We start from the raw sequence: 18,887 nt of genomic DNA on the forward strand, positions 1-18,887 counted from the left end.
GTGAATTCCTCCCGCGTCCGTCCGTAAGAGCTATGGGTTGTATCCCGCAGGAAAGTACTTCACGCCGCGGGTTGCTCCTTCGGTCTCAAGTTCTTCTCCGCTCCTACGGATGAGCAATCTCACGTAGTCCTTTTCCAGGCCAGTCAGCTCGGCAATCTGACCCATGGTGCGCCCTGGGTTTACTCTGATCGTGGAGATGACCTGTTGGCGGTGAGCTTCGAGTGGATTAGCTGCGACTGCGGTGCCAAGCTCTTGGACTACAAGGCTCTCCACTTCACCGGTCAACTCATTCAAGTCTTGGTACTGCAGGCGGTCGTAACCCCTGACATCGCTAGGAACGTCTCCGCGATCCGTTCTTCCCGGATTGAAGGCTATGAATGCCTTACGATTCATGCCAATCGCCATCCCGTACTCCAGAGTGACATTCGCGTTCCAGTTTGAGACGTCGTAGATTCCGAAGGCCGCCTGTTCAATCATGTCGCGGATCTTGACAAGGACAGTGTTGGTTGAGACTTTTTGCTCCGCAAAGATGAATTCACTTTGAGGGCTGATTGCATAGACGTGTAGGCTCGTTTGTATGCAGCTCTGTCGTCGTGCAGATCCCAAGGGTAGGCCACGAAGATCTCGCGAGTTCCTGGAACAGGCATGATGGCTCCCTCGCTAGTGGCGGATTGTCCTTCTCTTAGTATGCGCCTGTGGATACCTCACGTACCTGGTGAAACGTTTAGCGACTAGAAGCGACGGCTTTCAAGACCGCCAACTCGGCGCGGTGAGAACGGGCCTTGACCTGCTGGCGCTGTCTCTCGCAGCCATCGAACGCGGTCAGTCTGGCCGCAGGTTGGCCACAGCGCGGCCGGGGCGGGCCCGGATACGCTTCACGCGTCGGCTGCTTGGATGCGGAGAGGGAGGAATGTCCGATTCTCTCAAAGTGAGCAAAAACTGGGGTCGGTCTGGCTAACGTGCCTGGTCAGCTCCCGTGGTCCCCGCGCGTGCGGGGGTGGTCCCGCTGCCCCCGACAGGATCGACAGGGCGGTGGAGTGGTCCCCGCGCGTGCGGGGGTGGTCCCGAGGGTTCGGGGAGCGCGGGGGTGGGCTGTTCGTGGTCCCCGCGCGCGCGGGGCTGGTCCCGCACCCATCGAGCTGCGCCTGCTCCAGGTGGGTGTTCGAATCGTTGCGCTCCGGGCGCGCCAGTGGCAGCCCTACGCCTGCCCGTTGTCCTCGTTGTCGGCAAGGGTTCCGACTTCTCCGGTGCCGTCGCAGGCATCGCAGACGACGACGGTCGTGTTGCCGTCGTCGTCGACGATGGTGACGGTGCCGCCGCTGCAGTTGCCACATACGGGCATGCACTGCTCCAGGAGCCGCTTCGTCATGTTGATGAGGCGCGCGTAGCGCCAATCGCCCTCAAGCGTGGGGATGTGCTCCCGGTCGACCCAACCCATAGCGGTCTCCCTCGTGTCCCGTTTAGGGTCCCCCCGGGACGGCCCTGATCACAATGGCCCGTAATCCCCATCAGGCGGGATGGCGTCGGGGGCAGGGGTCTGGTCAACAAAGCCGTGGTCCAGGAGTTGAGTCGGGCGCTGCGCCAGCCACCCCGAGACGCGCGGACCGCCGTTGACCGCGTCCCCTTCGAGGACTGTCCGTACGTGCTCGAACCCCTGGCGGATGTAGTAGCGCTGGAGTGCCTCGTTCGTGGTCCACGCATCGAGCCGCAGCCACTTGGCGCCGTCGCGGTACGCGCGGTCCCCTGCCCAGTCCAGCAGTCGTCCACCGACGTTCTGTCCGGCGTGGCTTCGTGCCACAGTCAGCTTGTTGATGAACCGCGATGGCTCATCCAACTCCGCCTCCGTCCACAGCCCTTCCTCGGCTTCTGACGTGAGCGTGATGGTGCCAACAGTCTCCTCGCCGTCCATAGCCATGAAGACAGTGCCTGCCTTGATGGTGGAGAGCAGCCGCTCAGGCGGGTACGGGCGCTGCCATTGGTCGGTGCCAAGACGGGTGAGCCAAGCTGCCGCCTCCTCGCGGAAGGCAAGCAGCTTGGCCACGTCGCCCGGTCGGGCCGGGATGATTCTCACTGAGGCTCGTTCTCGCTTCGGGCGGACAGGTCGCCGATCTCGTAGTTCATCCGGTTCAGGTCGCCCCGGAAGGTGGTGATGGTGCACCGGATGGGCCGGTCGCCGGAGTAGCCCGTACGCATCCACAGCAGCACGGGTACCCCAGCGCCGACCTCCAGCAAGCGGGCCTCGTCGGGGGTCGGCATCCGCGTCGAGATCTCGTCGAAGTACCCGACCTGCTCGATGCCATGGGCTGCGAGATATCGGGTAGTCCCCTCGGCGATGTCGCCAGGCTCAGCGAGCCGTGGCGCCTGCTCGACGAGCCAAGCGGGGTAGTGCGTCGCCTGAGTCGACCAAGGCACATCGTCGACGAAGCGGTGACAGAACCGCAGGACAGTGGTAGATCCCGCCTCGACGGTCAGCCGCTCCGCTACATCTTCGGGCGCCGGCTTCATCTCCACGCGGAACGTCTGATGTGGCCGGCGGCCCGCGTTCGTCACGTCGGTGCTGTATGCGTCGCCGTTCTGAGGGAAGTTCAGGTTCTCAAACTGAGACGCGTTCAGCTCGAACACTTCGTGCGATCGGACTTCGTAGCCGAGCCCCTGACTGGACGTAATCAGCCCCTCGCTGACCAGCAGGCTTAGCCCGGAACGCACAGTGTTCCGTGAGGCGTCGAAGCGCGCCGAAAGCTCGCTCTCCGAGGGCAGCCGGGACCCCGGGGGGAGCGCCCCGCCGTCGATCTCCCGCCGCAGGGCGTCGGCCACTTGCCGGTACTTCGGCTGCTTGTTCATGCGCCCATCATGACGCACTCGCTCAACTTGTTGGTACATGTGGGCCCCAATCCCTTGACGACTCACCGTCCGTGGGTGCAGCATCACTGCATCAACTTGTTCCAACAAGTTGAGCAAGCGGAGCAATTCCCTTGAGTTGCTGTCGTCTGCATCACTGCTTGATCTGCAAGACCGCACGACCAGGAGCCCCGCGTCGGTCGGGGGGAGGGTCCCGGGTCCCTTGTCAGTCCCGGAGGGCTTAGACCGAAAGGTCACGTCCCCATACGCCTTCGCCAGGCATGGCTGCTCTACCTGATACGGGAGCGGCGGACCTGAAGGGGACATTCGCACTGCTCAACCCTCGTCGCGGCACTTCTGCTGCGGCCGGCTCCCCTCAGCGCTGCTCGTCTCGTACGAGCAGCGCTGAGGGGAGCCGGAACAGGCTTCTTCCACCCTTTGGGAGTCCTCATGACTGCAACGTTGATCGCGGTTCTCGGCACTCTGTCCGGGGCCGTTGTCGCCGGGTTCATGCAGCACCTGAGCGCCACCCGAACGACCCGGACAGCGATGGCGGAGCAGCGCCGTCGGGCGTTGGCCGACGCTGTCCCGGCGCTGCTGTCCGCGCTGGTGCGCCACCGGGAACAGCAGTACCTGAAGATCGTGGCCCGCCGGGAAGGTGTGGCCGACACGGTCGAGACGCGGCAGGCCCGGTACGCGGCCCGTTCGGCTGTCACCAGCGCGATGGACACGCTGTTCATGACCACGCAGGACAGCGCCCTTCTGGCTGTCGCTCAGGACGCGGTCGACGCGGCGATGGCCGTGGGCGACGTGCCGGCCGACGAGTTGGACGCGGCGGGGCTGCGGGCCCGCCAAGCGCACACCGCGCTGCGCGTGGCCGGTGCCCAGCGCATCTACTCCTGATCCACCCCACCTCAAACGGCGCGCGCCCCCGGAGCGGCAACTCCGGGAGCGCTGTTCGGGCCGTTCCACCTGCTAGGGAGACCACGACCCATGAGCCACATCGTCACTGTTCAGGACGCCGTTACGGCGTTCGCCGACTGGATCGAGCCGACCGGCGCGGAACTGGCCGCGATCGAGCAGGAGATGCCCGTGATCCTCGCGGACGTCGACCTGTTGGACGCGCAGATCGTCACCCTTGACCGCACGCCGAACGAGCTGGACGAGCGCCGGATCCGCCGGGCCCGCCGTCGGGCGTTGGCCGCGCGGATCGCGCTGGTCAACCGCACTGCCGGGGCGAGCCTTCCGGGTGGTGCCGCGTGAGCGCCCCGGACCGGAACCTGATGGTCGCGCACGCTGAGGTGAAGGCGGAGATCGCGCGCACGGACACCAAGACGGGCCTGTTGCTGGCGTTCGTCGGCGCGGTGTTCGCCGGCGCCTGGACCGTCGGCCGCGCGCTGCCCGTGAACTTGCCCGCCTGCCTGGCGGGAGTGCTCGGGATGGGGCTGCTGGTCGCGGCTGCTGGTCTGCTGCTGCGTTCGGTGCGGCCGAACCTGCGCGGTCGGCACGGCTTTCCGCTGTGGGCCACGCTCACCCCGGAGGAGATCCCTGCCGCGCTGTCGAGCGATCTCGCCGCCGACATCGCCGGGCTGTCCCGCCTGGCCGTCGCGAAGTTCACGTGCCTGCGTCGCGCGGTCGACCTGACCTGCGCTGGTGGGGCGCTGCTGATCCTGGCGGCGCTGTTCGCGCTGGGGGGTGCGGCATGAGCGCCGTCGGCCGCAAGTGGTGGCGCCTGACCGTCACCGTCGTGTGCGTGCTGGGTGCCGTCGCGGCGAGTGTGTCGGCGTTCGTCTACGCCCTCCCCTGGCCCGCCCTCGCCCTCTCCATCGGGTGCCTGCTCATCGCCCGCCACCTGAGCACCCAGACGCCCGCGCCGTCCCCGAACGAGCCGCACCACGACACGGGGGAGGCAGGCCGGTGAAATACTTCAACGGCAAGACGCTGCTCGTGCTCGCCCTGGTCGCCGTGGTCGCCATGGCGTTTCGGGTCTCGTGGAACGCGCTTCGGGATGTGGCCCGCGCGATCGGCGCGGATGACACGGCCGCGACGCTGTACCCGTTCGTCATCGACGGCCTGATGACCCTGGCCCTGGTCGCCACCCTCGTGTTGACCGGCGACGCCCGGCAGTTCGCGCTGCGGGTCCTGGGCGCGTACACGCTCGCCTCGCTGGTCCTGAACTACGTGCACGGCCTGGTCCCGGAGCTGCACGACCGCACCGTCGACTGGGGCCGACTCGCGCAGGGCGACTACGAGAACTGGGCACTGGTCCTGCTCGCCACGTCGCTGCCGGTCGGGGCGATCTACTTCGGGTCGGACCTGGTCGCCAAGGTCCTGCACCACCAGTCGACCCCGATCGATCCACCAGCCGCAAATGCGGAGGAATCTACTGAGACCATAAGGGTTCGGTCTACGGCTGGCCTGCCAGAATCGACCCCCGCGCCGATCACGCCGAACGTCACGGCGCTGCCCCGTCCGGTGGCTGTCGGGTTCCTGAAGTCGGCCCTGGTGAGCAAGCCCGTCCCGGCGATCGAGTCGGCCTCTGCCCGTCCGATCGTGGCGCGCACGGTGCCCGCTCAGTCGAAGCAGCCGCGCCGGGCGACTGGTCGGGTGCCGGACGTCGCGAAGTCGACTCGACCCAAGCGCACCGGCGAGCAACTGCTCGCTGAGGCGCGCGCGGCCACGGCCGACTGGCCGGACGCGAAGCTGACCGCCGAAGGCATCCGCTTGGCCGTGCGCACCTCGCCGAAGAACGCGCGCGGTCTGCGGGATGCGCTGCGTGCGGAGCGCGCCGGGGCGGTGGCGTGATGTCGGCCGCGTACGCGAAGTGCTTCGACCCGTCCGGCGCCCGCTACGGCGTGCCCACCTATCCCTGGCGTCTGGCTCCCGAAGGCCTGTGCACACGGCGGCAGTTACGGGCCCGTGGTCTGCGGCCCGGGGGCCAGCCGATCGCGGCTCAGGTCATGCGGATCAACCGCCGTGCCGGTGGGCCGCGCGTCGCCTACCTCTACCGCGAAGAGCTGGCCAAGCCGGTGCGGCCGATGACCTCGCGCAAGTGGGGCGCGCTCGCGCTGGCGATGCTCGCCCGCCGCACCTGCCCGGCCTGCCGCCTGGACGTCGGCTACTGCATCCCGACGTCGCTGGGCATGTGCGGCCGGTGCCTCAGCGCCTCTCCTGACCACGCCGCCTGAGCGCGGCCACAGCAGACGGAGCATCTTGATGAACCTCACCGTGAGCACGCACAAGATTCCCGGATACGGGCCTACCCTGCGCACCGCCAAGCAGCTCGCCCCGCAGGCCGTGCGCCTGGTCGACCGGGCTGTGCCCGGGCGGATGCCCGACGTCGAGATCATCCTGACCAACCCGCGCGGGATGGCCGAGCTCGGTTCGGCCGCTGACGCGGAACTGGCCGGGGTCCTGGACAAGCGCACCCGCAACCGTGCGGAGCGAGGCGCCCGGCGCCTCGCCCGTGACGCGTCCGGACATGCCGTCCCCCGCGTCAACGGAAGCGTGTTGGTGCTGGTGAACGTCGACCAGCACGCCTCCCCGGGGCAGTTCGCCGTGACGCTCGTGCACGAACTCGTGCACGCCATGCAGTTCAGCCGCAAGAACGTCGTCGACCAGGTCGTGCGTGACGCGCGTGCGCAGTTCGGCGTGGAGCGCCAGTCCCGTCGCCAGTCCCGCGAATACGCCCGCCTGGTCGAGCAGCACGAGCAGGAGGCCTACGGCTGCGAGTACCTGGCCGACCAGCTCGTGCCCGGCGCCACCGCATCCGCCGCTGCCTGAGCGGCCGCTTTCCCAGTCTGGAGTTCTTCAACATGAGTGAGAACGTCGTTCACCTCTACAAGGACCCTGAGCCCCCTGCCCCGGGGCAGGGACCGACCGTGCTGTCCGTGGTCCCGGATTCGCCTGCCGAGTCGGCGCCGGTAGCGCCGCTGTGGGTGCGCTCCGGGCGCGCCGTGCGGCATGCACTCACGCACGAGCACACGAAGACCGCTGCCCGCGCAGTCGCCCGCCACGGCATGTACGTGGTGGGCGGGGGCCGGATCGTGGCCCGGCGCACGCTGGATGCCCGCACCCCGGCCCGCTATGAGCGCATGCTCCGCGCCGCTGAAGCCGCCGGGAACTACGAGGTGGCGGCGGAGTGGGAGGAGCGCGGGCAGCGCTTCCGCGACGCCCGCCACCGGCGCCGCATGGACCTGCTGACCTCCCCCATCGACGCCGCCAAAACCGCCCTGGTCGGCACCGGCCTGGGCATCGGCGGCCTGATCGGACTGGGGGTGGCCCTCGCGCTGGCCACCAAGGACCCCGCCGACGTCATCACCCCCCTCGCCGCCGTGATCGGCCTGATCAGCCTGCTCGTCACCATCGTCATGGTGGTGTGGGGCCCGCTCCTCACGATCGGCCCCTTCCTGGCCCTGCTCAGCCTGTGGGCCGTGGGCCGCAAGCAGCAGGCCGCGCCTGCATGGACGCTGCCCGCCAACGCCCGTGGCAGCGAGGGCGAGCCCATCACCCCCTCGATCGTCGTCAAGGCCCTGCACGACCTCGGAGTGCCCGCGCTGCGCAACGCCATCAAGGAGATGGGCGACGCGGGCGCGGCCATGCTGGGTCCGATCCGCATCGCCGGATGCGGCGTGGAAGTCGACGTCACCCTGCCGTCCGGGGTGTCCACCAACGAGGTGCAGAACCGCCGGCGCAAGCTCGCGGAGAACCTGACCCGCCACGAGCACGAGGTGTTCATCACCATCCCCGAAGCCGCCCGCACCGTCCGGCTGTGGATCGCCGACTCCGGGGCACTGGACGAGCCGATCGGCCCCTCCCCGCTCGTCACCGACGAGTCGCTGACCGCCGACTACGCCAAGGGCCGTGCCCCGTGGGGTCAGGACCTGCGCGGGGACGCAGCGAGCCTGAGCCTGTACCAGCGCCACCTGCTCATCACGGGCTTGTCGAACCAGGGCAAGACCGCCGCGCTCAGGTCTCTGGCCCTGTGGCTGGCCCTGGACCGGTCGGTGGAGTTCTGGATGGGCGACCTCAAGGGCGTGGGCGACTGGGCGATGTTCGACGGCCTCGCCACCCGGCTCATCCAGGGACCGACCGACGAACACGTCATCCAGGTCACCGAGATGGCCGAGGACGCGGTGGAAGAGATGAACCGCCGCCTCCAGGCCCCGCCCGGCACCGTGTTTCCGCTGCTGGTCGTCATCGTGGACGAGGCGCAGATGGCGTTCATGTGCCCGGTCGTCGGCGACGACAAGCGCCCCTACGGCGGCAGCAAGGCGACCAGCCGCTACTTCATGGCCGTGCGCAAGATTCACAACCAGGGCCGGGCGGTCAACGTCCTGATGTGGCAGGGCACCCAGGACCCCACCGACCAGAACCTCCCCAAGCTCGTACGCGAAGGCGCGCACACGCGGGCTTCCCTCGCGCTGGGCACGGAGTCGCAGGCCCGTATGGCGCTGGGGGACAAGGCGGTTGACGGTGGCGCGGCTCCGAACCTGCTGCGCCCCGGGCTGGACAAGGGCACGGTCGTGGTCGCCTCCGACGGGATCGCCATTCCCGCCGGGCAGGCTTCCATCACGGTGCGCACGCACTACATCGACACCGACGACGCGACTGAGATCGCGGAGCGGGCCAAGCGGCTCCGCGACGGGGTCACCACCCTGCACGTCATTGAGCACGGCGAGGACCGCGATCCGCTGGCCGACGTCGCCGCCGTGCTCGGGGACGCTCCCCGGGTGCTGACAGCCGACGTCCTCAAGCGCCTCACCGTGCTGGACGCGAACGCGTATGGCGACTGGACGCCCGGTGACCTCAAGCGCGTGCTGGAAGCCGATGGCGCGGAGCCGTACAAGTCCGACGGCCGCATGGTCGTGGGCCGTGACCGCGTCGCCCGCGCCCTCGCCAACCGCGACGACGACAGTTCCGCTTCCGCTGCCCAGTAGCAGGGACCCGCACCCGTCCGGGGCAGGGAGGCAGGGAGAACTCCCTCACCCCCTCCCTGCCCCAACTCCCTGTCATTGACCTGCGCATATGGCCTGCCAGGGAGTCAGGGAGGCGCGCAGACCAGCACCCCTGAAACCCCCTCCACGGCGCCCTCGTAAAGGGGTGTCGCTGCCTCCCTGCGCCGACCGTTGAAGGGATTCCGGATGAACCACCGCGACCCGCCGGGGATCATCGCCCCGCACATCCCCGCCGACGACTACCGCCGCGCACAGGCCACCGGCCAGCCCGTCGTCATCGTCGTCCACACCACCGACCAGACCGGCCGTCCGCTGCGCCACTACCTCTTCCCCCTCGCCCTCGCGGGCGCGGGAGCCATGGGCGTCTTCGGCCTCGTGGCCGCCTTCCTCGCCCTGCTCGACGTCGCCGCCCACACCGCCATGGCCATCGGCGGAGCCGCCGGACCCCTCGGCATCGGCGGCATCACCCTGCGCCTGGCCCGCACCAAGACCTAGCTACGCCAAGGGCGGCCCCCGTCTCGCCAAAGCCTGGGGCCGCCCTTGTCACCAGCACTCTTCACAGAACTGGAGACATTCAGCATGACGCAACCCACCCACATCCGGCGAGACGGCCACCGGCCGTTACTGCTGGACCTGTTCTCCTGCGCCGGCGGCGCCGCCATGGGCTACGCCCGCGCCGGCTTCACCGTCCACGGGTGCGACGTCGCCGACCGCCCGAACTATCCCTTCCCCTACCACCGGGGCGACGCCCTGGAACACCTCGCCCGCCTCATCACGACCGGCGAGATCCAGCGGTACGCGTTCATCCACGCCTCCCCGCCCTGCCAGGCAGGATGCGCCCTGACCGTGGGCACCAACCAGTCGCAAGGGTGGGGCAGTTCCCACGTCGACCTCGTGGCGCCCACCCGTGACCTGCTCGACCGGACGGGCTTGCCCTACGTCATCGAGCAGCCCAACGGCCGCGCCAAGATCCGCAAAGACCTGACCCTGTGCGGCGAGATGTTCGGGCTCGACGTCATCCGGCACCGCAACTTCGAACTCGGCGGCTGGCAGATCGAGCAGCCGGCGCACATCCCGCACCGGGGACGCGTGCGCGGCTACCGCCACGGCCGGTACTTCGACGGCCCGTACGTGGCCGCGTACGGCAACGGCGGCGGTAAGCCCTCCGTCCCGGAGCTTCAGGCCGCGCTGGGCATCGACTGGACGAACGTGCGCGAGGAGCTGACCGAAGCCATCCCGCCCGCCTACACCCAGCGGATCGGCCGCGCCTTCCTCGCCTCCCGCACGTCGGCGGGGGTGGCGGCATGAGTGAACACCTGTTGAACGCTGCCCTGGACGCCGCCGCCCGTGGCTGGCATGTCTTCCCCCTGCGCCCCGGCACCAAGCGCCCCGCCCTGCACGGCGAAGCCACCTGCCCCCGCACCGGCCCGTGCGCGGACGGGCACCGCAAGTGGGAACAGCGCGCCACCACCGACCCCGACCGCATCCGCGCCACCTGGTCGCACGCGCCCTTCAACATCGGTGTGGCCACCGGCCCTTCCGGGCTGGTCGTCGTCGACCTCGACATGCCCAAGAACAACAGCAGTGCGGACACGCCTTGCGGCGTGACGACCTTCACGGCGCTCTGCGAGCGCACCGGCCACGCCGTCCCCGACACCTACCGCACCCGGACCGCAAGCGGCGGGACGCACCTGTACTTCACCGCCCCGCCCACCGTCCGCCTGGCCAACACGGCGGGGACCATCGGTGAGTTGGTCGACACGCGCGGATGGGGTGGCTACGTCGTCGCTGCGGGCAGCACCACCCCCGCCGGACCGTACGAAGCCCTGAGCAGCCCTGTGGCGGCTCCGTTGCCTGAATGGCTACAAACCATCCTGAAACCCGCTCCCGCACGCTCTGTCGGCCCGCTGCGGCTTCCTGCGGTCGACGGGAGCCGCGCGGCACTGGCCGCACTGCAAGCCGAGTGCGCCATCGTCACCACGGCGCCGGACAAGCAGCGCAACACCACCCTCAACCGCTGCGCCTTCAAGGTGGGACGGTTCGTGGCGTGGGGCGACCTCCCCCGGCACGTGGCGGAAGAGGCCTTCCAAGGGGCGGGAGAGGGGCGGGGCCTGACCGCTGCCGAGTGCCGCGCCACGATCCGCAGCGCCCTGGACAGCTCCATCCGCAAAGCCCGACCCCGGGAAGCGGCATGAACGCCCGTGGCCGCTCCCCCTTGGAAGGCCAACCGGCCGCGAACCGAGGGCCGGTCGCCGACCTTGGCGAGTTGGCATCTGCCGTGGGCGCCCCGAAGGGCGTCGCCGGAGGCGTCCCCATTGCTGTTCGCCCTGACCCGCACTTCGGAGACGGGCTCTACCCCGTCGGGTGGCTGCACATCGTCGCCCCCAGGGACGCCGTGCCTACGGCTACTACGACGTGCCTGTGCGGCAGGGACCGCAGCGCCGTCGGCCACCGGCGCGTGCTCGCCCTCATCAACGACCACGCCGCCCACCGCGACCTGTGCCCCCTGCGTGCTCCCCAGGAAGGAAGGGCCGCCGCATGACCAACCACACCGACGGTGCCGCACTGCTGGACGAGGTGGAAGCCTTCCACCGCCGCTTCAACGTCTTCCCCACCGAAGCCGCCTACGTGGCTGTGGCCCTGTGGGACGCCCACGCGCACCTGCTCGACTGCTTCGACTCCACCCCGCGCCTGGCCTTCCTCAGCCCCGAGCCGGGGTCGGGGAAGTCGCGGGGGCTGGAGATCGTGGAAACCCTCGTGCCGCACCCGATGGTCGCCGTCAACGCGTCTGCCGCTGCCCTGTTTAGGGCCGTGTCCGGCGCCGACGGACGGCCCACGATCCTGTTCGACGAGATCGATACGGTCTTCGGGCCCAAGGCCGGGGACAACGAGGACCTGCGCGGCTTTCTCAACGCCGGCCACCGCCGTACCGGGGTGACCTACCGGTGTATTGGCGACGGCGGCAACCAGACCGTGCAGGCCTTCCCGTCGTACTGCGCGGTCGCGGTGGCCGGGCTCGGCTCGCTGCCGGACACGATCCTGACCCGCTCCGTCGTCATTCGGATGCGACGACGGGCCCGCAACGAGAGCGTGGAGCCGTTCCGCGCCCGGATCCACGAGGCGGAAGGGCACAAGCTTCGTGACCGGCTCGCCGTGTGGGCAGAGCAGGCACGTGGGTTCGTGCTGGGAGCGTGGCCGGAGATGCCCGACGGCGTCAGTGATCGCCCCGCCGACGTGTGGGAGCCCCTGCTCGCCATCGCGGACGCGGTGGGCGGCCGGTGGCCTCGCCGGGCGCGCGAGGCGTGCGTGACGCTCGTCAAGGCAGCACAGACCACCGACAAGCACAGCCTCGGTATCCGGCTGCTGACCGACCTGCGCGACCACGTCCTGATCGGCGTCGACAAGCTGCCCACCATCGCCATCCTCGACCGGCTGAACGCCCTCGACGACGCTCCGTGGGCGGACCTCGACGGCAAGCCCTTCGACAACCGGCGCCTTGCCCGGATGCTCGGGGAGTACATGACCGGCGACAACGCTCCCATCCGCTCCCGCAACATCCGCACCGCCGGAGGAGTGCTCAAGGGCTTCCACGCGGCCGATCTGGAAGACGCGTGGGCCCGCTACTGCCCGCCCCCTCCCCAGGACTGCGCTACAGCCGCTACACCGCTACAGCCCAGCTCAGAGCCGGTGAATCTGTAGCGGCACCCCAGCGTGTAGCGGCTACACCCGCTACCCCCCAAGCGCGGGCGTAGCCGCTACACGCCACCCCTCCGCTACAAAAACACCCCCGCTGACCTGCGATGTAGCGGCGTAGCGGCTGTAGCGGACTTCCCAGAAGGGCCCCGAGACGCCTGCCTAGGAGGCACCCCGGATGAGCACCACACGTGTACAGCCGGATCCGCGCGCCACCCTCCGCAGCGGCCTGCCCGACCGGTACCTCACCCCCGACGACATCGCCGAGATGTTCGAGGTGCCCAAGGAGACCGTCTACCAGTGGCGTAAGAAGCGCACCGGCCCGCCCGGCTTCCGCGTCGGCAAGCACATCCGCTACGACCCCGCCGACGTCCAGCGCTGGAAGCAGGAGCGGATGGCGGCCGACGCCGCATAACCGAACACACCCCAGAACGGCAGGGAAAGACGCCTCGCGCGTCTCTCCCTGCCGTTCTTCGTGAAGGGAACACCCCCTCGTGGCAGGCCACATCCAAGACCGCTGGTACAAGACCGAAACCGACACCAACGGCAAGACGAGCCGTGCCAAGACCGACCGATTCGGGACCGGGATGCGCTATCGCGCACGTTATGTGGCGCCGGACGGGACCGAACGCAGCCGTTCATTTCCTGACAAGCAGAAGCGTCTTGCCGAAGCGTGGTTGAACCAGATCGCGGCCGATATGAACCGAGGTCAGTACGTCGACCCATCGGCAGGGAAGGTGACGTTTCAGCAGTTCGCCACACAGTGGCTTGCGTCGCAGACGACGGACCCGGCAACCATCACGGCCATGGAGTTGCGATTCCGGCTGCACGCCTTTCCGTATATCGGCTCGCGCTCTCTCAGCGCATTCCAGCCGGGGCACATCCGCACCCTTGCACGTGCGCTGAAGGATTCCGGGATCGCGTCGTCGTACCAACGCGTCATCTTCGCCAACGTCTCCGCCGTGTTCGCGGCAGCGGTCGACGACGGCATCATCGGGAGGAACCCGTGTCGTGCTGGCTCAGTGAAGGCGCCAAAGCTGGATCCCAGGAAGCTCAAGCCGTGGACCCACGAGCGCGTGAGCGCAGTCAGGGCAGGGCTTCCAGAGCAGTACGCAACCACGGTGGATGCCGGTAGCGGAAGTGGGTTGAGGCAGGGGGAGATCTTCGGGCTTGCGCTCGATGAGGTCGACTTCCTAGGGGGCGTGATCCACGTCGTACGACAGGTCAAGATGATCGGGCCGCACCTGGTGTTCGCTCCGCCCAAGGGCGGCAAGCTGCGTGATGTACCGATGGCTGACTTCGTAGGGCACCGGATTGCCGACCACATCACCCGGCATCCGCCCATCGAAGTCACACTGCCGTGGCTGACGCCCGATGGGCCGCCCGTCACGGCAACGCTGATCTTCTACTCGCGTGAGCGAAAGGCGCTGAATCGGAACTACTTCAACATGTACCTGTGGAAGCCCGCATTGGTCTCCGCCGGTGTCATCCCTGAGCGCGAGCCGGGGGAGAGGTACGAGAAGTCCCGCGAGCACGGCATGCACGCACTGCGACACTTCTACGCGTCGGTGCTCTTGGACGCGGGAGAGAACATCAAGGCTCTCGCCGAATACCTCGGCCACTCGGACCCGGGGTTCACGCTCCGTACGTATACGCACCTCATGCCGAACAGCCAGGACCGGGCACGGAGGGCCATCGACGCAGCGTTCGGTTGGGACGAGGCGGATGAGGGCGACGACGGGGCGGTACCCGCCGCAGCCTGAGCGGCGGCCAGACAAAGGGCCGTCGGCCGCGCCTTCCGAACCCGGAAGAACACGGCCGACGGCCCAGAGACGGCCCAGGAGAGCAGAAACCCGCTCTGACCTGCGGCGTTCTTAAATGTCGAAGTACAGCTCGAACTCGTGCGGGTGCGGCCGCAGCTGGATCGGGGCGATCTCGTTCGTGCGCTTGTAGTCGATCCACGTCTCGATGAGGTCGGACGTGAAGACGCCGCCCGCCTGGAGGTACTCGTTGTCCGCCTCCAGGGCGTCGAGGACCGCGGGGAGGGAGGTCGGGACCTGGGGGACGCCCGCGTGCTCCTCGGGGGCGAGCTCGTAGAGGTCCTTGTCGATCGGCTCGGCGGGCTCGATCTTGTTCTTGACGCCGTCGAGGCCCGCCAGGAGCAGCGCCGAGAAGGCGAGGTAGGGGTTCGAGGACGGGTCCGGCGCGCGGAACTCGACGCGCTTGGCCTTCGGGTTGGAGCCCGTGATCGGGATGCGCATCGCGGCGGAGCGGTTGCGCTGCGAGTAGACCAGGTTGACCGGGGCCTCGAAGCCGGGGACCAGGCGGTGGTAGGAGTTCACCGTCGGGTTGGTGAAGGCGAGGAGCGAGGGGGCGTGCTTGAGGATGCCGCCGATGTAGTAGCGGGCGGTGTCCGAGAGGCCCGCGTAGCCCTGCTCGTCGTAGAAGAGGGGCTCGCCGCCGGTCCACAGGGACTGGTGGACGTGCATGCCCGAGCCGTTGTCGCCGAAGATCGGCTTCGGCATGAAGGTCGCGGTCTTGTTGTTGCGCCAGGCGACGTTCTTCACGATGTACTTGAAGAGCATCAGGTCGTCGGCGGCGGCGAGGAGGGTGTTGAACTTGTAGTTGATCTCCGCCTGGCCCGCGGTGCCCACCTCGTGGTGCTGGCGCTCCACCTTCAGGCCCGAGTTGGCCAGCTCCAGGGAGATCTCGGCGCGCAGGTCGGCGAAGTGGTCGACCGGCGGGGCCGGGAAGTAGCCGCCCTTGTAGCGGACCTTGTAGCCGCGGTTGTCCTCAAGCGCGCCGGTGTTCCAGGCGCCCGCCTCGGAGTCGATCTCGTACACGGAGCGGTTCGCCGTGGTCTCGAAGCGGACCGAGTCGAAGACGTAGAACTCGGCCTCGGGGCCGAAGTACGCGGTGTCGGCGATGCCGGTGGAGGCCAGGTACGCCTCGGCCTTCTTCGCCACGTTGCGCGGGTCGCGGCTGTACTGCTCGCCGGTCACCGGGTCGTGGATGAAGAAGTTGACGTTGAGGGTCTTGTCACGGCGGAAGGGGTCCACGCGGGCCGTCGACAGGTCGGCCACGAGCGCCATGTCGGACTCGTGGATGGCCTGGAAGCCGCGGATGGAGGAGCCGTCGAACATCAGCTGCTCGTCCGGGTCGAACGCCTCGGCCGGGACCGTGAAGTGCTGCATGACGCCCGGCAGGTCGCAGAACCGGACGTCTACGAACTTCACGTCCTCGTCCGCGAGGAACTTCTTGGCTTCGTCGGCGTTCTGGAACATCCAGCTCCTCCTGTTCCCGCCCGGGAAGGAGCGGGGTTGCAGCTCGTTGGTGCGGCCAGTGCGGTGGCACACGCTGGGACCCGACCATAGGGACGGGGGATTTCTCAAGCGTGACCCATTTGTTTCGCCGAAGTTAACCGGCCCGGGTGCGAACGCGACCCGCACCCCGCGCACGAAGCGGTGCGCAGTACCGTGGACGGGTGGACAACAGGCAAGTAATCGGATCGTGGCTCTCCGGCCCCCGCGCGGCGGCCGAGGACGCGGGCGTCGACTTCGGATACCGCGGGGAGCAGCTCGGCCTGCCCGAGGAGGGCCCCGGCTCGATCGCCCGGCCCGGCCGCCGCATCGGCGCCATCGCCATCGACTGGGCCCTGTGCATGGTCATCGCGTACGGCCTGCTCGCGCGCGGCAATCCGCAGGCGATGGGCAACTGGGCGCTCGCGCTCCTCTTCGTGATGAGCCTGCTGACCGTCGGCACGATCGGCAGCACACCCGGCAAGCGCCTGCTCGGCCTGCGCGTCATCAGCGAGGACGGCGGCCGCCTCGGCCCGGTCCGCGTCCTGATCCGCAGCGCGCTGCTGTGCATCGGCATCCCGGCCCTCATCTGGGACCGCGACGGCCGCGGCCTGCACGACCGCCTGGCCCGCGCGGTGCAGGTCAGGATCTAGCCCCGGACCCGGGTTTCGCATACGTCCTGGTTACGCCGATGGGGCGCCCAGAACCACTCGGTTCTGGGCGCCCCATCGGCGTAACACCTGTTCAAGGCGCCGTCCGCAAGGAACAGCCGTCCACAAGGAACAGCGGCAGCGTCACCGCATCTTCGGGCCACCGCGCGGGATCCGCGCGCCCTTCGGCATGGGCCCCTTCGGCAACGGCATGTTGCTCATCAGGTCACCCATCGCCTTCAGGCGGTCGTTGGTCGCCGTGACCTGCGGGCCCTGGAGGACGCGGGGGAGCTTCAGGAGCGTGGTGCGGAGCTTCTTGAGCTCGACCTGGCCCTCGCCGTTGCCGACGATCACGTCGTGCACCGGGACGTCCGAGACGATGCGGGCCATCTTCTTCTTCTCCGCGGCGAGCAGCGCCTTCAGCCGGTTCGGGTTGCCCTCGGCGACCAGGACGATGCCGGCCTTGCCGACGGTGCGGTGCACCACGTCCTGGCTGCGGTTCATCGCGATCGCGGGGGTCGTCGTCCAGCCGCGGCCGATCTTGTCGAGCACCGCGGCCGCCGCTCCGGGCTGGCCCTCCATCTGCCCGAAGGCGGCGCGCTCGGCCCGGCGTCCGAAGACGATCGCCATCGCCAAGAAGGCGAGGATGAAGCCGAGAATGCCCAGGTAGATGGGGTGGTCGATCCAGAGGCCGATCGCGAGGAAGACACCGAAGGTGACGATTCCCACAGCCGCGATGATGAGACCGATCTTGGAGTCGGCCCGCCGGGTCATCTTGTAGGTCAGGGCGATCTGCTTGAGTCGCCCGGGTTCCGCGGCCGAAGCCGCCGCGGTGGTTTCCTTCCTCGCCATGCCTCGAAGTCTACGTGGCCCTGGAGGCGACTACGACGTGCGGGTTGTTCCTGCCTCTTCCAGCACGCGCTGCGCCTCGACCCGGTCCTTCGCGCGGCGCCGGTCCTCGAGGACGGACGTCCAGGCGTTGCGGCGCGCGGTGCGCTGGCCGCCGCTCATGAGCAGCGACTCGACGGCGCGCAGCGCGTCGGTGACGGACGGGATGGCGGTGGCGCGAACGGGCGCGGCCTGCATGGTGATGCCCTCCGGGGGAGCGACAGTTGACGGGGGAGCGCTGCGAGGGGGGAGCCTGACTCTGGGGGGAAGCCCTCCGGGATCCGGGGAGGGCCCTGCGTACGGAAACGATCTGTGTGCTCTGGGTAAGGCTGTACGTGCGGTAATTCCAGGGTCACTGATTGGTGTTACCAGGGCGTGACCGACCGGTCAAACACCGATGAAACCTTGACGCGGGGCCCCAAAACGCTGACGCGGCCCATGCGATCCCGTTCACCTGCGGGGATCGTAGGGGCCGCGTCATTACGGTCACTACTGGTTGGTAGTCACTTGTGCGCCGATTCACACAGTGCGTGCGCGCCCGGCATGTGCCCGCGTCACACCGCCTGCGAGGCCACGTACGCGCCGCGCCGCTCGATCGCCATCTGGTACAGCCGCCCCGCGCGGTACGAGGAGCGCACCAGCGGTCCTGACATGACGCCGGAGAAGCCGATCTGCTCGGCCTCGTCCTTGAGCTCCACGAACTCGTGCGGCTTGACCCAGCGCTCCACGGGGTGGTGGCGCACCGAAGGGCGCAGGTACTGCGTGATCGTGATCAGCTCGCAGCCCGCGTCGTGCAGCTGGCGCAGCGCCTCGCTTACCTCCGCGCGCTCCTCGCCCATGCCGAGGATCAGGTTCGACTTGGTCACAAGCCCGGCCTCGCGGGCCTCGGTGATGACCTTCAGGGAGCGCTCGAAGCGGAAGCCCGGGCGGATCCGCTTGAAGATGCGCGGCACCGTCTCCACGTTGTGCGCGAGCACCTCGGGGCGGGACGAGAAGACCTCGGCCAGCTGGTCCGGCTCCGCGTTGAAGTCGGGGATCAGCAGCTCGACCTTGGTGTGGCCGCCCTCGCGCTCGGCGGTCATGGCGTGGATCTGGCGCACGGTCTCCGCGTACAGCCAGGCGCCGCCGTCCTCCAGGTCGTCGCGGGCGACGCCGGTGATGGTGGCGTAGTTCAGGTCCATCGTGACGACGGACTCGCCGACGCGGCGGGGCTCGTCGCGGTCGAGGGCCTGCGGCTTGCCGGTGTCGATCTGGCAGAAGTCACAGCGCCGCGTGCACTGGTCGCCGCCGATGAGGAACGTGGCCTCGCGGTCTTCCCAGCACTCGTAGATGTTCGGACAGCCCGCTTCCTGGCACACCGTGTGCAGGCCCTCGCTCTTCACGAGCGCCTGCATCTTCGTGTACTCGGGGCCCATTTTCGCCCGGGTCTTGATCCACTCGGGCTTGCGCTCGATGGGGGTCTGGGCGTTCCGGACCTCCAGGCGCAGCATCTTGCGTCCGTCGGGTGCGACTGCGGACACATCGGCTCCCTGATAGCTGGCGTAACTTCGATTCGTCGGCGC

Annotated in this window: 24 protein-coding genes; 16 read left to right on the forward strand and 8 right to left on the reverse strand. The window is 68.7% G+C overall.

Annotation, left to right across the window (positions count from 1 at the left end; all coding sequences use genetic code 11):
* Positions 1-30 precede the first annotated feature (30 nt).
* The 4 genes from OO63_RS45500 to OO63_RS22120 form a co-directional block, all read right to left on the reverse strand.
* Positions 31-477, reverse strand: coding sequence for a hypothetical protein (locus tag OO63_RS45500; protein ID WP_157854032.1), 447 nt, complete (start codon positions 475-477; stop codon positions 31-33).
* 721 nt (positions 478-1,198) lie between these two features.
* Positions 1,199-1,438, reverse strand: a complete 240-nt coding sequence (locus OO63_RS22110) for a hypothetical protein (RefSeq protein WP_030360965.1) — start codon at positions 1,436-1,438, stop codon at positions 1,199-1,201.
* A gap of 48 nt (positions 1,439-1,486) precedes the next feature.
* Positions 1,487-2,071: a GNAT family N-acetyltransferase gene (locus OO63_RS22115; RefSeq protein ID WP_030360964.1), complete on the reverse strand. Its 585-nt coding sequence runs from the start codon at positions 2,069-2,071 to the stop codon at positions 1,487-1,489.
* The gene (locus OO63_RS22120; protein ID WP_030360963.1) at positions 2,068-2,841 is read right to left on the reverse strand and encodes a GntR family transcriptional regulator; all 774 of its coding nucleotides are present in this window, start codon (positions 2,839-2,841) and stop codon (positions 2,068-2,070) included. The genes OO63_RS22115 and OO63_RS22120 overlap by 4 nt, the downstream gene beginning before the upstream one ends.
* A 447-nt stretch (positions 2,842-3,288) precedes the next feature.
* Here OO63_RS22120 and OO63_RS45505 point away from each other — a divergent pair, with 447 nt between their 5' ends.
* The 15 genes from OO63_RS45505 to OO63_RS22190 all read left to right on the forward strand — a co-directional run bounded on the left by OO63_RS45505 (position 3,289) and on the right by OO63_RS22190 (position 14,251).
* Positions 3,289-3,741: a hypothetical protein gene (locus OO63_RS45505; protein ID WP_051811087.1), complete on the forward strand. Its 453-nt coding sequence runs from the start codon at positions 3,289-3,291 to the stop codon at positions 3,739-3,741.
* A 90-nt stretch (positions 3,742-3,831) separates the two neighbouring features.
* On the forward strand, positions 3,832-4,101 hold the full coding sequence (locus tag OO63_RS22130) for a DUF6284 family protein (protein WP_030360961.1): 270 nt from the start codon (positions 3,832-3,834) through the stop codon (positions 4,099-4,101).
* Positions 4,098-4,544 (forward strand): Pycsar system effector family protein, encoded by a 447-nt coding sequence (locus OO63_RS22135; protein ID WP_030360960.1) that lies wholly within the window; start codon positions 4,098-4,100, stop codon positions 4,542-4,544. The genes OO63_RS22130 and OO63_RS22135 overlap by 4 nt, the downstream gene beginning before the upstream one ends.
* Complete coding sequence (locus OO63_RS22140; protein WP_030360959.1) at positions 4,541-4,759, forward strand: hypothetical protein; 219 nt, start codon at positions 4,541-4,543, stop codon at positions 4,757-4,759. Before OO63_RS22135 ends, OO63_RS22140 begins: the two co-directional genes overlap by 4 nt.
* Before the next feature lie 53 nt (positions 4,760-4,812).
* Positions 4,813-5,643, forward strand: a complete 831-nt coding sequence (locus tag OO63_RS22145) for a DUF2637 domain-containing protein (RefSeq protein ID WP_051811093.1) — start codon at positions 4,813-4,815, stop codon at positions 5,641-5,643.
* On the forward strand, positions 5,643-6,026 hold the full coding sequence (locus tag OO63_RS22150; protein ID WP_030360957.1) for an RRQRL motif-containing zinc-binding protein: 384 nt from the start codon (positions 5,643-5,645) through the stop codon (positions 6,024-6,026). Before OO63_RS22145 ends, OO63_RS22150 begins: the two co-directional genes overlap by 1 nt.
* A gap of 28 nt (positions 6,027-6,054) precedes the next feature.
* Positions 6,055-6,621, forward strand: coding sequence for a hypothetical protein (locus OO63_RS22155; RefSeq protein WP_030360956.1), 567 nt, complete (start codon positions 6,055-6,057; stop codon positions 6,619-6,621).
* Between the two features lie 32 nt (positions 6,622-6,653).
* Positions 6,654-8,777, forward strand: a complete 2,124-nt coding sequence (locus OO63_RS22160) for a P-loop NTPase family protein (RefSeq protein ID WP_030360955.1) — start codon at positions 6,654-6,656, stop codon at positions 8,775-8,777.
* Between the two features lie 204 nt (positions 8,778-8,981).
* Positions 8,982-9,290, forward strand: a complete 309-nt coding sequence (locus OO63_RS22165; RefSeq protein ID WP_030360954.1) for a hypothetical protein — start codon at positions 8,982-8,984, stop codon at positions 9,288-9,290.
* Between the two features lie 84 nt (positions 9,291-9,374).
* A complete protein-coding gene (locus OO63_RS22170; RefSeq protein WP_030360953.1) occupies positions 9,375-10,103 on the forward strand; it encodes a DNA cytosine methyltransferase in 729 nt (242 codons plus the stop codon).
* Positions 10,100-10,990: a bifunctional DNA primase/polymerase gene (locus OO63_RS22175; RefSeq protein ID WP_030360952.1), complete on the forward strand. Its 891-nt coding sequence runs from the start codon at positions 10,100-10,102 to the stop codon at positions 10,988-10,990. Before OO63_RS22170 ends, OO63_RS22175 begins: the two co-directional genes overlap by 4 nt.
* A gap of 71 nt (positions 10,991-11,061) precedes the next feature.
* Positions 11,062-11,337, forward strand: coding sequence for a hypothetical protein (locus OO63_RS46015; protein WP_234311324.1), 276 nt, complete (start codon positions 11,062-11,064; stop codon positions 11,335-11,337).
* Positions 11,334-12,494, forward strand: coding sequence for a DUF3631 domain-containing protein (locus tag OO63_RS22180; protein WP_030360951.1), 1,161 nt, complete (start codon positions 11,334-11,336; stop codon positions 12,492-12,494). Before OO63_RS46015 ends, OO63_RS22180 begins: the two co-directional genes overlap by 4 nt.
* A 172-nt stretch (positions 12,495-12,666) precedes the next feature.
* The gene (locus tag OO63_RS22185; protein ID WP_030360950.1) at positions 12,667-12,903 is read left to right on the forward strand and encodes a helix-turn-helix domain-containing protein; all 237 of its coding nucleotides are present in this window, start codon (positions 12,667-12,669) and stop codon (positions 12,901-12,903) included.
* Positions 12,904-12,982: 79 nt separating this feature from the next.
* A complete protein-coding gene (locus tag OO63_RS22190; protein ID WP_030360949.1) occupies positions 12,983-14,251 on the forward strand; it encodes a tyrosine-type recombinase/integrase in 1,269 nt (422 codons plus the stop codon).
* 111 nt (positions 14,252-14,362) lie between these two features.
* Here the strand turns inward: OO63_RS22190 and glnA are convergent, their stop codons facing one another.
* Positions 14,363-15,772, reverse strand: coding sequence for a type I glutamate--ammonia ligase (gene glnA, locus OO63_RS22195; RefSeq protein ID WP_030360948.1), 1,410 nt, complete (start codon positions 15,770-15,772; stop codon positions 14,363-14,365).
* Positions 15,773-15,972: 200 nt separating this feature from the next.
* Here glnA and OO63_RS22200 point away from each other — a divergent pair, with 200 nt between their 5' ends.
* The gene (locus OO63_RS22200; protein WP_030360947.1) at positions 15,973-16,440 is read left to right on the forward strand and encodes an RDD family protein; all 468 of its coding nucleotides are present in this window, start codon (positions 15,973-15,975) and stop codon (positions 16,438-16,440) included.
* 141 nt (positions 16,441-16,581) lie between these two features.
* On the opposite strand, the gene OO63_RS22205 is transcribed toward OO63_RS22200, so the two are convergent.
* The 3 genes from OO63_RS22205 to OO63_RS22215 all read right to left on the reverse strand — a co-directional run bounded on the left by OO63_RS22205 (position 16,582) and on the right by OO63_RS22215 (position 18,845).
* Positions 16,582-17,289, reverse strand: a complete 708-nt coding sequence (locus tag OO63_RS22205; protein WP_030360946.1) for a DUF4191 domain-containing protein — start codon at positions 17,287-17,289, stop codon at positions 16,582-16,584.
* Positions 17,290-17,319: 30 nt separating this feature from the next.
* On the reverse strand, positions 17,320-17,523 hold the full coding sequence (locus OO63_RS22210) for an SCO2195 family GlnR-regulated protein (protein WP_030360945.1): 204 nt from the start codon (positions 17,521-17,523) through the stop codon (positions 17,320-17,322).
* A 356-nt stretch (positions 17,524-17,879) separates the two neighbouring features.
* Complete coding sequence (locus OO63_RS22215) at positions 17,880-18,845, reverse strand: lipoyl synthase (RefSeq protein WP_030360944.1); 966 nt, start codon at positions 18,843-18,845, stop codon at positions 17,880-17,882.
* Positions 18,846-18,887: the final 42 nt, after the last annotated feature.

Source organism: Streptomyces alboflavus (assembly GCF_000716675.1).
GTDB classification, from domain to species: Bacteria; Actinomycetota; Actinomycetes; order Streptomycetales; family Streptomycetaceae; genus Streptomyces; species Streptomyces alboflavus.

Excerpts from the sequence above, each read along its gene's own strand:
- OO63_RS45500 (WP_157854032.1), bottom strand. The coding sequence starts at position 477 with ATGATTGAACAGGCGGCCTTCGGAATCTACGACGTCTCAAACTGGAAC.
- OO63_RS22110 (WP_030360965.1), bottom strand. The coding sequence starts at position 1,438 with ATGGGTTGGGTCGACCGGGAGCACATCCCCACGCTTGAGGGCGATTGG.
- OO63_RS22120 (WP_030360963.1), bottom strand. The coding sequence starts at position 2,841 with ATGAACAAGCAGCCGAAGTACCGGCAAGTGGCCGACGCCCTGCGGCGG.
- OO63_RS45505 (WP_051811087.1), top strand. The coding sequence starts at position 3,289 with ATGACTGCAACGTTGATCGCGGTTCTCGGCACTCTGTCCGGGGCCGTT.
- OO63_RS22130 (WP_030360961.1), top strand. The coding sequence starts at position 3,832 with ATGAGCCACATCGTCACTGTTCAGGACGCCGTTACGGCGTTCGCCGAC.
- OO63_RS22140 (WP_030360959.1), top strand. The coding sequence starts at position 4,541 with ATGAGCGCCGTCGGCCGCAAGTGGTGGCGCCTGACCGTCACCGTCGTG.
- OO63_RS22145 (WP_051811093.1), top strand. The coding sequence starts at position 4,813 with ATGGCGTTTCGGGTCTCGTGGAACGCGCTTCGGGATGTGGCCCGCGCG.
- OO63_RS22150 (WP_030360957.1), top strand. The coding sequence starts at position 5,643 with ATGTCGGCCGCGTACGCGAAGTGCTTCGACCCGTCCGGCGCCCGCTAC.
- OO63_RS22155 (WP_030360956.1), top strand. The coding sequence starts at position 6,055 with ATGAACCTCACCGTGAGCACGCACAAGATTCCCGGATACGGGCCTACC.
- OO63_RS22160 (WP_030360955.1), top strand. The coding sequence starts at position 6,654 with ATGAGTGAGAACGTCGTTCACCTCTACAAGGACCCTGAGCCCCCTGCC.
- OO63_RS22165 (WP_030360954.1), top strand. The coding sequence starts at position 8,982 with ATGAACCACCGCGACCCGCCGGGGATCATCGCCCCGCACATCCCCGCC.
- OO63_RS22170 (WP_030360953.1), top strand. The coding sequence starts at position 9,375 with ATGACGCAACCCACCCACATCCGGCGAGACGGCCACCGGCCGTTACTG.
- OO63_RS22175 (WP_030360952.1), top strand. The coding sequence starts at position 10,100 with ATGAGTGAACACCTGTTGAACGCTGCCCTGGACGCCGCCGCCCGTGGC.
- OO63_RS22180 (WP_030360951.1), top strand. The coding sequence starts at position 11,334 with ATGACCAACCACACCGACGGTGCCGCACTGCTGGACGAGGTGGAAGCC.
- OO63_RS22185 (WP_030360950.1), top strand. The coding sequence starts at position 12,667 with ATGAGCACCACACGTGTACAGCCGGATCCGCGCGCCACCCTCCGCAGC.
- glnA (WP_030360948.1), bottom strand. The coding sequence starts at position 15,772 with ATGTTCCAGAACGCCGACGAAGCCAAGAAGTTCCTCGCGGACGAGGAC.
- OO63_RS22205 (WP_030360946.1), bottom strand. The coding sequence starts at position 17,289 with ATGGCGAGGAAGGAAACCACCGCGGCGGCTTCGGCCGCGGAACCCGGG.
- OO63_RS22210 (WP_030360945.1), bottom strand. The coding sequence starts at position 17,523 with ATGCAGGCCGCGCCCGTTCGCGCCACCGCCATCCCGTCCGTCACCGAC.